The organism is Bacillus cereus group sp. Bc010 (assembly GCF_027716745.1).
Classification (GTDB): domain Bacteria; phylum Bacillota; class Bacilli; order Bacillales; family Bacillaceae_G; genus Bacillus_A; species Bacillus_A pacificus.
Genome location: NZ_JAQFUY010000007.1, coordinates 17,038 through 31,709 on the forward strand (window position 1 = coordinate 17,038; position 14,672 = coordinate 31,709).

Sequence of the window (14,672 nt, forward strand, 5' to 3'; positions counted from 1 at the left end):
GTAACTTCATATATTATTATAGTATAAGGATATTTAATTTCCAATTGTTTACTGGTTAAAAATGAGAAGTCAGACATGTTTTGTATGTTGTCATGGCATGATTATTTGTAATAGATTTTGTGTTTTTTGTAAAAGTCATGTTGTGATGAACGTGTGCATATTCCCAGTCTTGGTCATTAAAATTTATGTTTCGAGGAGGAAGAAGTGGAACGACATCAAATAAGTTGACGAAACGAAAGCTACTAGCTACTTGTAGTTTATAATAATTACGAAATGCAATATCTCCCACTTTTGGGGAGGCAAATGTATACAGACCGTACTGTGCGAAGGCAGTGTTTATACGCGCATCGAGTATATGTAGTGTAGCGAGTGCGCCGCCTAAGCTATGACCGGTTGCAAGAAGTTTCTTATGGGCTGGTAACGATACGAGCATATCCATAATAGAATCTCGGCAAGATTCATAAATGGAAAGAAAGCCGTTATGGACATTTCCGCTATTTAAAGCATATGGATATGGTTTTTGGTTAACGAGTGAATCGATAATCCAGTCTGTATCTGTTTGTGTCCCGCGAAAAGCTACAATAACGGTATCCTCAGATTCTAGTATGAATCCGAACCATTCTGTCGTTTGAATGGTTTTTCCTTGAAAGCCTTGTACATATTGAAAACCATCTGGTATTTCAAAAATCCCATTTTGTTTATATTGTTCATATGTTAACTCACAACAAGAAGCTAACAGTATGGCGGTATCTTTATCAAAGGATAAAGGAGTACGCATTAAGGGAGCCTCCTTAAGAAAAGGTATAGTTCAATATATGCAGTGAGGGACTTGATTCATTCTTTTAGAAAAAAAGCTTGAACCTACAGTTACGTGAGGGAGTATGATTTTTGTAAACATACTGTTAGGAGGAGTGTAAGATGAGCAAAAGAGAAGGCTATTCAATTGGTGAGTTTTCAAGGGGAACAGGCGTGGCTTAATGAAGCGATGGAGTATTATATGATTCGAAATGGTTTATCCCGCTTTAATGGGCAGTAAGACCCCCACCTCAAAATTCAGCGAAAGCAAAGAAGTTAGGTGGGGGATCAACTGCCCATAAAAGCCCGATTGGTTCAACTAATAATCAGTGGGGGATGAAGAAAACCCCCACTGATTAAAGTTTCACTTTATATAGTCCACCTAAATAAAAAGAGCCCTATAAGGGCCCTTTTTACTCTTTTCCATCTAATAAACGACCAAGCCCACCTAAAACGCTGCCTTCACCAGTGCTTTGCGCTGCTGGGCTTGTCAGGCGTGCTGCTAAGCGGCTAAGTGTTAAGGACTGGATCCAAACTGTTCCAGGGCCTTCTAACGTTGCGAAGAATAAACCTTCGCCGCCAAATAGAGCTGTTTTTACTTTTCCAACGAACTCGACATCGTAGTTAATGTCTTTTGTCATGGCAACGAGACAACCTGTATCGATGCGAAGTTTTTCGCCATGTTTTAGTTCACGCTTATATACAGTTCCGCCTGCATGCATGAAAGCAAGTCCATCACCTTCAAGTTTCTGCATGATGAAACCTTCTCTTATCACATCTTGAAATATGTCCACCGTAAAACCACAGTGAATCATTGAGTTTTTTTAATGTATTGAGTTGGACACGATTTTAATATGGAAACTGTTCAAATTAGCGACAAGTATTCGTGATAATAATATATATTACCTGATTTTCTTTATGTTTAGTGGACAGTTTTATTGAATAGAAAGGGAACTATATATGATTATTTAATTTTTTTTCCATTTGTTCTGCCACTTGTTTCGAATTTGGATTTCCTTCATTTTCTAATTTATCAATGATATTTATATAATCTGTTTCATTTCGGTTCTGACTTAATTTATATGCAGCCTGAATCTCTTCTACCTTAATCTTAAATCCAACTATACCTTTCATTTCTCTTTCTAAGAGATCGGGAGAAAGTTTATCCCATAAAACTGGTTTCTCTCGACCTTCTTCATATTTTTCCAGCATTATTGTTAATTCTGCTATTAATTCATCTTTCTCTAAAATGCTGGCTTTTCCATATACATGGACGGCTTGATAATTCCATGTGGGAACTTCTTCATGCCCATACCAAGAAGAAGAAATGTAAGCGTGTGGCCCCTGAAACATAACAAGAACATTTTCACAAGTTTCAAATGTTTTCCACTGAGGGTTTCCATAAGCCATATGTCCAGTAATATAATAATCATCATCTTTTTTATTTAAACCCAAAGGCAAATGAGTGGCAATTGGCTTCGTTTGTTTTGTTGTGACAATTGTGCCGAAAGAGTTTTTTTGAACAAAATCCAAAATCTCATCTATATTTGTGACCTTAAAATATTTTGGAATATACATCATAATCCACCTTTCAAAAATGTTATATGAAGTTTTTTGTCATAATAAAATCAATTTGTTCATCATCACCCATGTAAAAAGAGTGGGCTCCAGTTTGAACAAACCCCATTTTCTTATAAAAAGCAATCGCATTTTCATTCTTTTCCCATACACCTAACCAGATTTTCTTTTTATCACATTCCAACGCAATTTCCATAGCTTTATTTAACAGATATTTACCAAGCCCATGTTTTTGAAATTTGTTCTTTATATAAATTCTCTCAATTTCAAGTGATTCATCATCCATTTCTTCAGACTGAGCGTCATTGATATTGACCTTTAGATATCCAGCGACTTCATTATTAAAATAAATAAAAAAGAATTGTGAATAAATATTGGATAATTCTTGTTCTAATTGTTTTAAGTTAAATGCTTTTTCTAAATAAGCATTCATATTTTCGAGTGAATTCTGATGCTTAAATGTCTCATTGAATGTTTCATAACTAATTTCTTGAAGTATGCGTAAATCTTCTAGGTTACATTTTTTTATATTGGTAGTCATTTAAATATTTCACTCCTTTATATAATCAATAATTTCTTCTGTTCCCCTTTTTTACAAATTCCCAGTCTTTTTCTACATTTTTTCTTACTCTCTGAAGAAGATTGGAAATGCTTTCTATTTCTTTTTCAGAAAAACCCTCTAATGCAACAATATTGGAATAATCATTTTCTCTCTTTATAAAGGGATAAACGTTTTTTCCTTTCTCTGTTGGAAAGAGTTTTTTAATTTTTTTGTTATGTTCATCTTCTTTCTTTTCAATAAATCCATTCATTTCAAGTTTTTTGATAGCACGAGCTGCTGTTGTTCGATCCACTTTGATCATTTCAGATAACTTTTCTTGAATTATCCCTGGGTTTTCATATATTCGCACAAGATATAAATACTGTCCTTTTGTAAGTTCATATTCTTTAAATTCTATATTACTTATAGAATCTAATGCTCTTGCTATCATTCCAATTTCACGAAGAATTTCCTTCATAATAAACTCCTTTATATATATATTATTGCAAATGCAACAAAATAAGGTTAAATTTACTATATATCACTTTTGTTGTATTTGCAATAAAAATAACTGTGGAAGGGGAGAGTAAGGTGAAATATGTTTTTTATGTATTAGGGATTTTAATATTAACTCTAGGGATTTTTTTCACTATACAATCAGATCTTGGAACTTCACCTTTTGATGCACTTTTGGTGGGATTATCTTTAAATGTAGGGCTTACAGTGGGAAGTTGGGAAATAATAATAGCTTTATTATTACTATGCTGCAATTCATTATTAAAAAGACAAAGACTTGAAGTGTTAGGGCTGTTAACAGCATTTATAACAGGTATTGGTATTGATATGTGGCTTTTTTTATTGCACAATTTGATAACACCTGAAATGTGGTACAGCAAAGTTATTTGTTTTGGAATCGGCTTAGTGATTATAGGATTAGGAACTGCAATATATTTACAAACAAACTTTGCGCCGATTCCAATTGACCGATTAACATTAATTATAAAAGAATTAACTAGAACAAATATATTTGTTTCTAGAACTTTCATTTACCTTATATTTTTGATATTAGCAATGATTTTAAACGGACCAATTGGTGTTGGAACGGTCTTAACTATTTGCTTCGGAGGTATAATACTTAATTACTTTATGCCGTTTACAGAAAAAGTATTAGAACGTATATTAATACACTCTAGTACATCACTAAATGATGATAAAAATAAAAAGCATTCAACATAGAATGCTTTTTTATTTTTCAATTAACCTATTCAATTAGTTTCAACTGTATTGTTCTTCTAGTTTTTCCATTTCCTTTTTAAAACAATGGGAGCAAATATCTTTGTATTCTCCTACCCAACTTTTTACAGGATAATGTACAGTAGCCTTTTCTTCTTTGCACTCTTCACAAGTATCTGTCTTTATAAGAGTTTCATCTTTATAGCTCATTATAGCCATGGCTACGGCTTCACACTCATATGTTATACAATCACAGGTTTTGCTTGTTATATCATAATCGGTCGTTCTAAAACCTGGAGGGCCAGTTCTTTCTTTTGTAATACTGATTTGTCCTTGTTCGCATAGTGGACATAAGTAACTCATGTAAATCTCTCCTAACATTTGTGAATTTTAAAGTCTTTATAATATATTGAACTTCTTTTAATATAAAGTTCATATAAAGCTCTCTTAACTTACGGCTGAACCACCTGAACTAGCTAGATTTATTCTTTCATGTCCATCTGCATATTTTTGATAATCATAAGCACACAAAAGTTTTCTATAATCCGTAGACTTCTTATCATCATAATTCCTTAAATGCTCTTCAACTGTATCTAGTGGAATTCTTTCGTTTATTACTCCTAATATTATAGCTAAGTTCTTTTTTGATTGTGCTATATCTCGATCTTGTAAAATCCCATCAATACTTGTATGTTGTTGGGCAAAATCGGCTACGCTACCAATTATATTAGTTATTTTCTTATTTTGATTGCCTTTCAAATACCTAGAACATGCAAGCTCTGGCTGAATTGTACTAAAAGCGTATATAGGAAAATGTTGAGTCGGATGAATCCTATGTTTGTCAATTAACTTTAATAATTGATGGTTAGATTCATCTATAATTTTAAAATAATTTTCCATTAGCTCTGAAGTTGTTTGAAAATCATAAGTAATTGTCTTTAATGATCCAATGGCTAAGACCTTTTCTCCATTTTTTAATGAATCTACATCTTCTGTAACACTAACTTGTATATTGCCTCCTGCATAAATCTCTTTAACTATATTTTGTACTTTTCTAACATCCATCGCAGATACGGGCAAATTTAAATCTGCCAAGTGTTTATAAATCTCTAAAAAATTATCCGTTTTAATTTTATTAATACGGATTGTAGAAAACCCGCTCATATCAATATCATGATCGGTAACTTCTGTATTCTGCGATCCTTCAGCATATTCTACGAGTAAAAAGTTTTTCCTAATTTTTTCTGCTTGTTCGGTATTAGGGTCTATATATGTAAAAATAGTTTTAAGAATTCCTTTAATGTTATTATCACCTATGTTATAACCTAAAAATATTATTGGATTATGAATAAACAGTGATAATAACTGTGCCCTAATAAGTTCGTATTTATTATCAAAATCTTTATAGTCGCTATCTGTAATAATAATTTTATTCGGGTCATTAACACACCCATGTATTTTGTAAACAGAACCATAGGGATTGCTTAACAAAATATCGTTACCAATCAATTGTTTAAACTCAAATATATCCTCTATAAAACTATCATAATTTGTAGTAATAACTGAACCAATATTTTTTCTCACTTTTTTTAGCTCAGAAACCTCATGTAACTTGGCTATCCCTAACCTTATAATCAGATAACAATTGTGAAATATACAATTTAAAACGACTAATATTAATACCCTGTTCCATATTCGCATAAAATTGATCGTTAATTTCCTTAAACACACCATTACGATCACTCTTTAATACTTCATTAAATTCCATTTCAAGGTCTTGCGCAATTTTAGTATAGTCATACTTTCCATCTTCTTCATATTTTGACTTCAGATCATAATAAAATTCATTTGATCCTTTAACCTTATTTGAAATGTGTAAAAGTAGACCATCCCATGTAAAAGAATTTTCTAAATACCTAAGGCTTAGTCCAGTACCTACAAACAGCACTGGATGATTAGTAAAATTTTTAATGAAATCACTAATATGCATCGAATTCCCTCTTTTCGTTTTATTGATTAAAATAAAATTCCAAGTTCAGTATGTACCTTGACTTTTAAAGATTAATATCTTGTTTAAACGATTAATAAAATTATACCATTTAATATAGAATTAAATGGTTTAGTTTATGGATTCTTCCAAGATATCATAAGAAATAAATTGATGAATAGTTAAATATTTGGAATTCTAAATTGAAATTTCAATAAAAACTTTACGGAATCATATCCTTGTACAAAAAAGAAGGAAGCATAACTCTGCATAAAATGCAGAGTTATGCTTCCTATTATAATTAGATCATTCTTTGTCTTGAGTAAATGAAACAACATTTACCTCTTTATTTCGTAATCGTCTAAGTTCTAGTTCCACATCATTTAACTTTTTAACAAGCTCGGCCCGTTCAAGACTCAATAATTCATTCTTTTCTACAAGTCTATTAACCTCACTTTGCAAGTGTTCATTACGCATTTTCAAGTTATTAAATTCGATTAAGTCTATAATGGTTTTATCAAGAAAGGTTTCAACTTCTGACATTCGTTTCTGTGTCTTTTCTTGCTTGCTTTTTAATGATAAGTCTTGATTTTCGATATTATCAATACGTTTTTCAATATATAAACGTAACGTATTCGGATTATTGTAAATGGTACTTTTAGAAATATTTATCTCACTACATATTCCTCGAATATTAAAGTTGATAGAGTTAAATTCTTCAAATGCTTTATTAAGTCTACCTTCGGTTTCAAGAAAGTATTGTTCAATTGTAATGAACTGTTCTTGGGTACTTTCTTTGTAATGAGTTAGTTCACCTAAACCGAACTGTTCTAAACGTTCTTGGGTTGCAACTACAATACTTTCTCGTTCCATTTTTGCACGTCCTTTTCAACATCTTTAATATTCTTAATGACTTCCTCTAAGGCAGGGTATTTGCTATGTACTTCTTCAAATCCAATTGCACTGATTTCATCTTTAAGCAACTGTAATTCTGGATTCAATTTTCGCTCAATGTACTTTTTGATACCTTTTAATTCTCTTTCGAATTCGTTACGATACTTCTGATTTTTCTTGTACAAACGTTCATTGTATGAAATAATGCTTGTTTTTTCCTCGAATCGCTTTATCGAATGTGGTAAATCGTCTAATGAATGAATCTGAACACCCAGATAATAAGCATCATTGATGCTTGATATATACTGATTCCGTTCACATAATTTATTGAAGGACTTTGCACATATGCCTAGCTCCATATCTGCAATTGGGTTATCCGTTCTGGAAAGTTTAGATACGATTTCTTTTATATCCTTGAAAATATTTAACTTATTCTTTTTCAAAAACTTATTTATCTGGTCGTAAATCTCTTGATATTTCTCAGATTGAATTTCTTCGGTTAAATGTTTATCTGAGGATTCATTTATATCTGTGTTAAGTGCCGAACCGTCCTTAGACGATCTTTTCATCAACGTTTCAACGGCATTAACCTCTAATTTTTCTATCTCTTCAAGTCGAATGTAATGCTTGGTCATTTCTTCGGTCAAATGGTTCATATGTTGGCGAATGAAGTCCAGATGATACCCCTTATTATATAAGATCGTAGCCAATACAACGCGATATTGATGGAAGGTGACATAGTATATATCTGTGTCTATCTCACTATCAGGGATAGATTTCAGTGCTGTGAAATTCCTCTTTCTCGTAACGGAAAATTGATTTACTTCGTGATCGATAACTTTATCGAACTGAAATGTATTTCGATTTCGATAAAAGAATTGTACTAGGCGAATGCGCAATAAAGTTTTTGACGCCATTGTTCCTTTGTCGTTAACAAATAGGTATTTTGTTGTCCTTTTTTCTTTGTATAGCTCGACAAGTGTTTCATAAGCAATTTGAGCATTTTCTGTAATGAAACTCCTAGTCCATTTGAAGTTTGTTTCTTTTACAGTCTTGTAAGTCTTAAAGTTGAGGTAATGAAAGGATGTTGATTCACCTACAACACTAATTTGTTCTAACTGTTCCACTTCTAAAAGTCTAAACTCGCCTATACGCATTCCTGTTTCAGCTAATAAAACAATCATACAAGCGGCCGCACGTTGAGTAAGAGATAAATATTCATTACGCAAATCTTGAATGGCGGTAGAAATTATTTTGTCATGTATGTGTACAGGAACAAATTTGTGTTTCCCTTGTTCTCTTTCAACTTTAATCTTTCTGTTATCAATATCTCTAAGATATTGATAACACTCTGAAAAATTAACATTTGGCACTCTAAGTTCTATTTCAGACAAAAAGAGTTTAATGGCTTGTTTTTTACGTTGTAAATTACGCTCCGAAGGAGTATTAGATAAAAACTCTTTAAGAAAAGGAGCATCAATAAGGTTTGGATAAAACATATGTTTTTCAGATAAATGACTAATGAAATCTTTTATGATAACGAATTTGGGTTTCACAGTAGTAAAACGATTATGTTTGGTAAACAATTCTCTTAAAACGACATACTTAGCATAATTTTTATATGTTGTATCCAATGTACTAAAATCGTACTCATAATGACTATCTTCACCTGTAAACCTTTTGAACTCTGGAAATATCCACACATTATCTGAAAAATTTATGTGGGATGTTACAGGAAAATCTACAAATGTTTTAGGCTTTATATCAGTAAGTTTCGTTCGTACTTTTTCATAGGTTGGTAAATCATTTATATACTCAAAGGTCTGCAACATTAGATTCAGCTCCAATTTTTTCGAGTAGTTTTAAATAATAGGCTGTATACAATTTAAGTTGAGCATCAATTACATCTCGTTCTTGGCTATTCAACGTACTTTCTTTAAGTTTTTTCAGCCTTGTTATATGCTCCTTAAATAATGGTATTCTGTTTGCCGTAGTAGCGAAATGAGGGCAAACAAGACATTCATATTGTTCGTCATCAATTACACAACCTTCTTGTGTACATCCGCCAAGTCCTTGTTCTACTGGATTTAGTTCCGCTACATCTTTTTCTTCTAAGACATTTCCATAAACATCGACTCCTGAAATCGTAACTCCTGCAAACATTTCAGCATATTCTTGAACTTCAGAAGCTTTACGGTAATACTTCCTAGCTGTTTGCACACCATTACCAGCCATTTCAGCGAGCACAGAAGTGGGGAGTCCATCTTTTATACCTTCGTTATATACATTATCTATAAAGGTAGCTCGAAGCTCATATGGACGATACTTACCATCAAGTTGCCCTTGTAGTTCTTTTTGAATTTTAGAGAAAGCACGGCTAAATTGGTGGACTATCTCTATTATTCTATTTGTTTTAGAATCATCTTCTTTCACAAATATATAATTAGCAATATCCCCAACGGCTTTGCTATGTGCATCTTCCGTGAGACGTATAGCTTTTTCAATAAGATTAACCTTTTCAATTGCTAGAGTTAACTTAACCTTTTGATTCCCAGTCACTTTTGAATAATATTGAATTACGCTAACTTGTTCATGTTTCTCTACAATACAATCTCTTTCTAAAGCTAATATTTCTCCAAAACGAAGTTTAGTTGTCACAGCTAAGTTGAAAATGATATAACAAAGTTCCCCAATGATTCCCCGTGTTCTTTGTTCCTGAAATTTTTTAGAAAATAGGTCTAAATCATGTTTTGTCATAGGATTTCCACCATCATTATCTTGTGGTGTTTTTGTGAATGATTCAATGATTAATTGTGGAATTTGATATTTATCTTTATAGAACTTCAAATAACTTTTACACGCTTTGCTATAATTATTTCTCGTACCTATTTTTTTACTGCCTATATAGAAATTCCATTGTTCCACTACATCTAAGTCAACATAATCATTCTCTTTAAGTTGGTTTAATTGTTTGTAATCAGATATAAAGTTTAGAAATTCGATAAGGATATGATGCATGATTGCTACGGTGTTGACCGACATATTGGACTGTTTCCAAATGTAAGTTTTTAAATCTTCACGCAAATATTTATCTTTAACTTCCGTAAAATCAATACCCTTCGGCTTGTTTTTTACCATATTTGCATACCCATCAGAAGTTATGAGTTGCCATCTATTTTCAAATGGTATTTCTTCAAAATGATTATGAATCAACAATCTATAACCTTTTTCATAAAAAGAGCCAAAAAGGTTATTGGCTAAAATGTTTTCGTTGTAGTGTGTCCCCTCAAAGATATTGTGCTGTATATTTTTTTCTTTTATAATTCTGCAAAGGTACAAATAAAAGCGGATGAGATAAAAAGAAAAATTCATCGAGGCAACCGTGTTTATCATATTCGCTTTTTGATAAAATCTATACTGCTTTTTAAAGACCTCAAATGTAAAATCATCAATGGATCGAAGTTCTTTTTCAACTGTCAATAAACTGTAACGAAATAGATAAATAAATTGTCTTAAACCATTGTGTTGTTTGCTAGAAATTTCACTTTGATAATATCCTAGAATCAGGTTCTGTATTTCGCCTGTAAAGATATTTAAGTTAAGAATGGTAGAATCCCTTTTGTTATCACCTGGAATCAAATGTAGTTGTTCTGGTGAACTATCGAGGGGGAAGTTAGTGCTGAATCTATCCAACCAATACTCGCCTGTTTCAGGGAACTTTCGTTCTTCGAAAATTAGGAATTTTTTATGTGCTTTTATTTCAATGATTCCTTCCGTAACCGAACATGAATTTTCTGTGATGTAATGATATAAGTAAGCCAATAGTTGTCTTGCTATTCTTTTAGTTCGTTTATCCCAATCCCGAATACGAATACACTTCATACTTAAACAATACTGTTTCCAAGATATGCTTTGGATAGTGTAATTCTCAAACATAGCAATTAAGAACTGTTCAAAATACTTATGAATTGATGTACGGTGGTGTGCTGTGAAAATTCGTTGCGAATAATCCTCCTCAAAAAAATTCAAAAACAAAGACTGAAATTCACTGTCTTTGAGATGGTCTTGTATATACTGTTTAAATGTTGCTATAACTTGACTATTTAATTTATCATCTTTGCCTACCGTCATAGATTCAAACCTCTCTTAGTTAACTGGTCTTGTTTGATAGCAAAATCAATCAGATCATCTTCTGTAGGATTAAAATACTGCTGAACACTGCCCGTACCCGAATGACGCATAACATGGGCTAACTTGAGTGCATCATATCCTTCATGTAATACCTTAAACATCGCAAAACCGTGACGAAAGCGATGGTTCAAATTATCAATTTTCTTTCCTTTGTCAGTTTTAATCCCAACCTCTTGAAAAATCTTCTTCATAATCACATTCCAAGCTCCGCCAGATATTGGTGTATAGTTTTTACTAATGAAAACATATGCGTTTCTATCAATATCGATTGAGCTAACTTTATCTGCTATATTCTTTTCCGAGTAGTTTTCGTATGCTTTATCACTCATGGAAAAAGGAGAGGTAGTTTCATCAATATATTCTTGAATCAAATCAAAAGTTGTAGGTAGGATATTAACCACCTGAAAACCATTATTTTCTTCATAATAACTCGCACTATTGTAAATATCGCGCGATATAACCTTTAGACAACTTTTTGCATATTGCCAAGATTTATCTGTAAAACGATTTCTTAATATTAATCGACATTTGCCTTTTTTCTTTGTTGTATCTTCGCCTTGAATATCTTCCAAAGTTAAACCTAAAACTTCACCAATTCTAAGTCCGTATTCGTACATCAATTTAACGATAATCTTCTCTCGAAGTGTATACTTATCCTCAATCAGTTCTAGAATGTCTAAATACTCAGAATATCTTATATATTTTGGTACTACCTTTGTTTCGATTTCCTTTAAGTTCATTGAGTATTTTTGTACTTCTACTCCTGTACCTTTAGAATTGAATCCACTTTTATTTACTAAGATTGTTTGCCCACTTAATTCTTCAAATATGCTGTCTTTTATCCCTAAATAACGAAAATAACTTCTATATACGCCCAAGTAATTATTTACAGTTTCATTCTTTCGAACAGTCTTAAAGTCATACGATATGTTTTGTCCAATCCCCTGACCACCTTGAAGGAAGGCAATTATCTTATTCTTATCATCTTTATCTAAATATCTTATTTCTGTGTTGAAAAGTTCCATGTATGAATAAAGTAATTTCAAGGCACTAAGTGCTTGTCCTCTTTTACTAAATCCCTCATTTGCTAATTCTTCATTCAGATATCTATAAGCATCAAAATATACATTCCCATTTGTGCCTACAACAAGCATATATCTAAAATCGTCATGGTCCTTTTTGATACCAGCCACCATAACTTCATATGATCGATTTTCTCTAATCCTCTTATATTGAATCCCAAAATACCCCTTATACTCAATAATCTTATCCATATATCCCCCAACCCTATAGAATCCTCTTATTCTCTATAATTCTAGTATTTATAATAATCCTCTAAAATCCTCCGACTAATAATCATCCTCTTCCTGTTTATAATCTTCCTATTTAAATACAGTTCATCTGTTTACTCTAATCCTCTTGGTAAAACATACCATTAAGATGGACATATTGCAAGGTAGCGTATCTGTTAGAACGCATAAAAAAAACACATCTTTATGTGTCTGGTTACTCTCTTAGTTTGGTTTAGTGGACAAGTTCATAAGGTTGGATAACTTCACCGCCGAAGAAACCAGTTCCGATTTTTTTCGTAAACTCGATTCCGATAGAAACGCCTTTTGCGGCACAAAGAAATGCATCTTTTTGACAAACTACTTTTCCTTGATATTCTGTTAAATCTACAGGAATAATTTTACCCGGATACGGAGCAGCAAAGGATACGTGACGCTTGCCGTGACCTGTATTTGTAAATACAGTCATAAACATGCTTTCGCCTGTCACGAGACGCTTACCAGCGCCCATTAATTTTCCGAATAAACCTCCAGATGGGCCAGAACCATCGCCGAAGATTGATTCCATTTCTATGTAATCTTCCATCATCATCATTGCACCAGCTTCTGCGATCACGCTTTCTTCTGGGTCTAACTCAATTTCAACAAACTGCATATCATCGCCGTATAATTTATACTCGATTTCATGTGCTCTCATTTTTTTCACCTCGTATGTAATAGATATTTATATTGTACAGAATTTAATAAGATTAGAATACTTTAGTTTTGTTAATTTTCAAATAAAGTGGGAGCACCCAAAATTGGTTGTCAGCTCTCACCAATCGGACAGTCCACAAATAGCGAGATAAAATATGAATATGGAAGTTCAACATTATATTAAAATTATAAAAAAATAATGGAATGAAAGTGTTCTCATTTGACGTTTTGGATATAGCGTGATATAGTGAAGTCACTATTGAGCTACATAATGTGGTACGGAAATAAAGCACGTTGAATTAAAGGCTGTAAGCTTGTTATACATTCATGTCCTTTATATCCACCTTTTCATGTGGATTCATAGTTTCATTTTTATTTAGGAGGTACATGACATGCAAACAGGTAAAGTTAAATGGTTCAACAGCGAAAAAGGTTTCGGTTTCATCGAAGTTGAAGGTGGAGACGATGTATTCGTTCACTTCTCAGCTATCCAAGGTGACGGATTCAAAACTTTAGAAGAAGGTCAAGAAGTTTCTTTCGAAATCGTTGAAGGTAACCGTGGACCACAAGCTGCTAACGTTACAAAAAACTAATTAGCTAGCGATAAAAAGCATTCCGATTTTCGGAATGCTTTTTTTTATTCTTTGGAACTCGACTCATTTGAAGACAATTCGCCCTTAAAGGTACGCTCTTCAAAGTCATCAAGCATTTGCTCATATTCTTCATGTTCTTCCGTAGCGAAAACTTGCGGATTTTTTCCGTACATATCTGTACCGATAAAGTTTTCGAAATCCTCTACGTAGCCTACGTTTTCTTCACTATTTACGTACATGCCGTTATAGTTTTTCGAATCTTGTCTTTCTAAATCAGATGGTGTTTCAGATGTTCCGTAATTGGCAACATCTTGCCATGCATCTTCTGCATCGTACTCAACAGAATGATCTTCATCATGTTTATGGAAAGAAGGAGACAACACTTCTTCTTCAACTGGTCGTGTATTCATATTTAACTTATTTGTTGCGTGCTGAACGCATGTTGTAGCGGTTGGCATCGCTTCTAATCTTTCAAACGGAATTTCTTCGCCAGACACTTCGCAAATGCCGTACGTACCCGCTTCTATTTTTTGCAAGGCATGCTTCGTATCCTCTAATTGTTTATGCCAAAGTTCAATAAGCCCGAAGTCTTTTTCACGTTCATATAGCTCTGTTGCCATATCAGCCGGATGGTTATCATAGCTAGATAACTCTCCAACAGATTCACGTTCAGATGCACGATCTTCATTTTCGTGTGTTTGTATCGTTTGCTCTAGTTCTTGCTTTTGTTTTTCTAAAACGGATTTAAATTGATTTATTTGTTGTGGAGTTAACATAGTCGTCCACCTTCCTACAATTCAGTTTCTTTACATAGTATGAGCGTTGCGAGTAGGAATTATGAGCTGAAATTGGTATATGAAAAAGGAGCCGCATTA

At 32.8% G+C, this 14,672-nt stretch carries 15 protein-coding genes and 1 pseudogene; 2 read left to right on the forward strand and 14 right to left on the reverse strand.

The window, feature by feature from the left end; all coding sequences use genetic code 11:
- Positions 1 to 55: 55 nt before the first annotated feature.
- From PDQ68_RS10700 to PDQ68_RS10720, 5 genes are all read right to left on the reverse strand, one after another.
- Positions 56 to 778, reverse strand: a complete 723-nt coding sequence (locus tag PDQ68_RS10700) for a lipase family protein (protein WP_001260123.1) — start codon at positions 776 to 778, stop codon at positions 56 to 58.
- 430 nt (positions 779 to 1,208) lie between these two features.
- Positions 1,209 to 1,610 (reverse strand): AIM24 family protein, encoded by a 402-nt coding sequence (locus PDQ68_RS10705; protein WP_270786680.1) that lies wholly within the window; start codon positions 1,608 to 1,610, stop codon positions 1,209 to 1,211.
- 139 nt (positions 1,611 to 1,749) lie between these two features.
- Complete coding sequence (locus PDQ68_RS10710; RefSeq protein ID WP_061182480.1) at positions 1,750 to 2,373, reverse strand: FMN-binding negative transcriptional regulator; 624 nt, start codon at positions 2,371 to 2,373, stop codon at positions 1,750 to 1,752.
- Between the two features lie 22 nt (positions 2,374 to 2,395).
- The gene (paiA, locus tag PDQ68_RS10715; protein ID WP_061182481.1) at positions 2,396 to 2,914 is read right to left on the reverse strand and encodes a spermidine/spermine N(1)-acetyltransferase; all 519 of its coding nucleotides are present in this window, start codon (positions 2,912 to 2,914) and stop codon (positions 2,396 to 2,398) included.
- Between the two features lie 25 nt (positions 2,915 to 2,939).
- Positions 2,940 to 3,392, reverse strand: a complete 453-nt coding sequence (locus PDQ68_RS10720) for a MarR family winged helix-turn-helix transcriptional regulator (protein WP_061182482.1) — start codon at positions 3,390 to 3,392, stop codon at positions 2,940 to 2,942.
- A gap of 113 nt (positions 3,393 to 3,505) precedes the next feature.
- Between PDQ68_RS10720 and PDQ68_RS10725 the strand changes: the two genes are divergently transcribed.
- Positions 3,506 to 4,150, forward strand: a complete 645-nt coding sequence (locus PDQ68_RS10725) for a YczE/YyaS/YitT family protein (RefSeq protein ID WP_270786681.1) — start codon at positions 3,506 to 3,508, stop codon at positions 4,148 to 4,150.
- Positions 4,151 to 4,189: 39 nt separating this feature from the next.
- Here the strand turns inward: PDQ68_RS10725 and PDQ68_RS10730 are convergent, their stop codons facing one another.
- The 8 genes and pseudogenes from PDQ68_RS10730 to PDQ68_RS10765 form a co-directional block, all read right to left on the reverse strand.
- On the reverse strand, positions 4,190 to 4,510 hold the full coding sequence (locus PDQ68_RS10730; RefSeq protein WP_061182484.1) for a hypothetical protein: 321 nt from the start codon (positions 4,508 to 4,510) through the stop codon (positions 4,190 to 4,192).
- A gap of 84 nt (positions 4,511 to 4,594) precedes the next feature.
- The gene (locus PDQ68_RS10735; protein ID WP_270786682.1) at positions 4,595 to 5,731 is read right to left on the reverse strand and encodes an SIR2 family NAD-dependent protein deacylase; all 1,137 of its coding nucleotides are present in this window, start codon (positions 5,729 to 5,731) and stop codon (positions 4,595 to 4,597) included.
- A gap of 19 nt (positions 5,732 to 5,750) precedes the next feature.
- A complete protein-coding gene (locus PDQ68_RS10740) occupies positions 5,751 to 6,137 on the reverse strand; it encodes an SIR2 family protein (protein ID WP_270786683.1) in 387 nt (128 codons plus the stop codon).
- A gap of 303 nt (positions 6,138 to 6,440) precedes the next feature.
- Complete coding sequence (locus PDQ68_RS10745; protein ID WP_061182486.1) at positions 6,441 to 7,007, reverse strand: hypothetical protein; 567 nt, start codon at positions 7,005 to 7,007, stop codon at positions 6,441 to 6,443.
- A complete protein-coding gene (locus PDQ68_RS10750) occupies positions 6,986 to 8,860 on the reverse strand; it encodes a tyrosine-type recombinase/integrase (RefSeq protein ID WP_061182487.1) in 1,875 nt (624 codons plus the stop codon). Before PDQ68_RS10750 ends, PDQ68_RS10745 begins: the two co-directional genes overlap by 22 nt.
- Positions 8,844 to 11,159: a site-specific integrase gene (locus PDQ68_RS10755; RefSeq protein ID WP_061182488.1), complete on the reverse strand. Its 2,316-nt coding sequence runs from the start codon at positions 11,157 to 11,159 to the stop codon at positions 8,844 to 8,846. Before PDQ68_RS10755 ends, PDQ68_RS10750 begins: the two co-directional genes overlap by 17 nt.
- On the reverse strand, positions 11,156 to 12,493 hold the full coding sequence (locus PDQ68_RS10760; RefSeq protein ID WP_061182489.1) for a tyrosine-type recombinase/integrase: 1,338 nt from the start codon (positions 12,491 to 12,493) through the stop codon (positions 11,156 to 11,158). The genes PDQ68_RS10755 and PDQ68_RS10760 overlap by 4 nt, the downstream gene beginning before the upstream one ends.
- 280 nt (positions 12,494 to 12,773) lie before the next feature.
- Positions 12,774 to 13,205: pseudogene (locus tag PDQ68_RS10765) on the reverse strand (AIM24 family protein); the annotation flags it as partial.
- A gap of 391 nt (positions 13,206 to 13,596) precedes the next feature.
- Between PDQ68_RS10765 and cspD the strand changes: the two are divergent.
- Positions 13,597 to 13,797: a cold-shock protein CspD gene (gene cspD, locus PDQ68_RS10770; RefSeq protein ID WP_001193054.1), complete on the forward strand. Its 201-nt coding sequence runs from the start codon at positions 13,597 to 13,599 to the stop codon at positions 13,795 to 13,797.
- 44 nt (positions 13,798 to 13,841) lie between these two features.
- Here the strand turns inward: cspD and PDQ68_RS10775 are convergent, their stop codons facing one another.
- Complete coding sequence (locus PDQ68_RS10775; protein ID WP_061182731.1) at positions 13,842 to 14,573, reverse strand: yteA family sporulation protein; 732 nt, start codon at positions 14,571 to 14,573, stop codon at positions 13,842 to 13,844.
- Between the last annotated feature and the right edge of the window lie 99 nt (positions 14,574 to 14,672).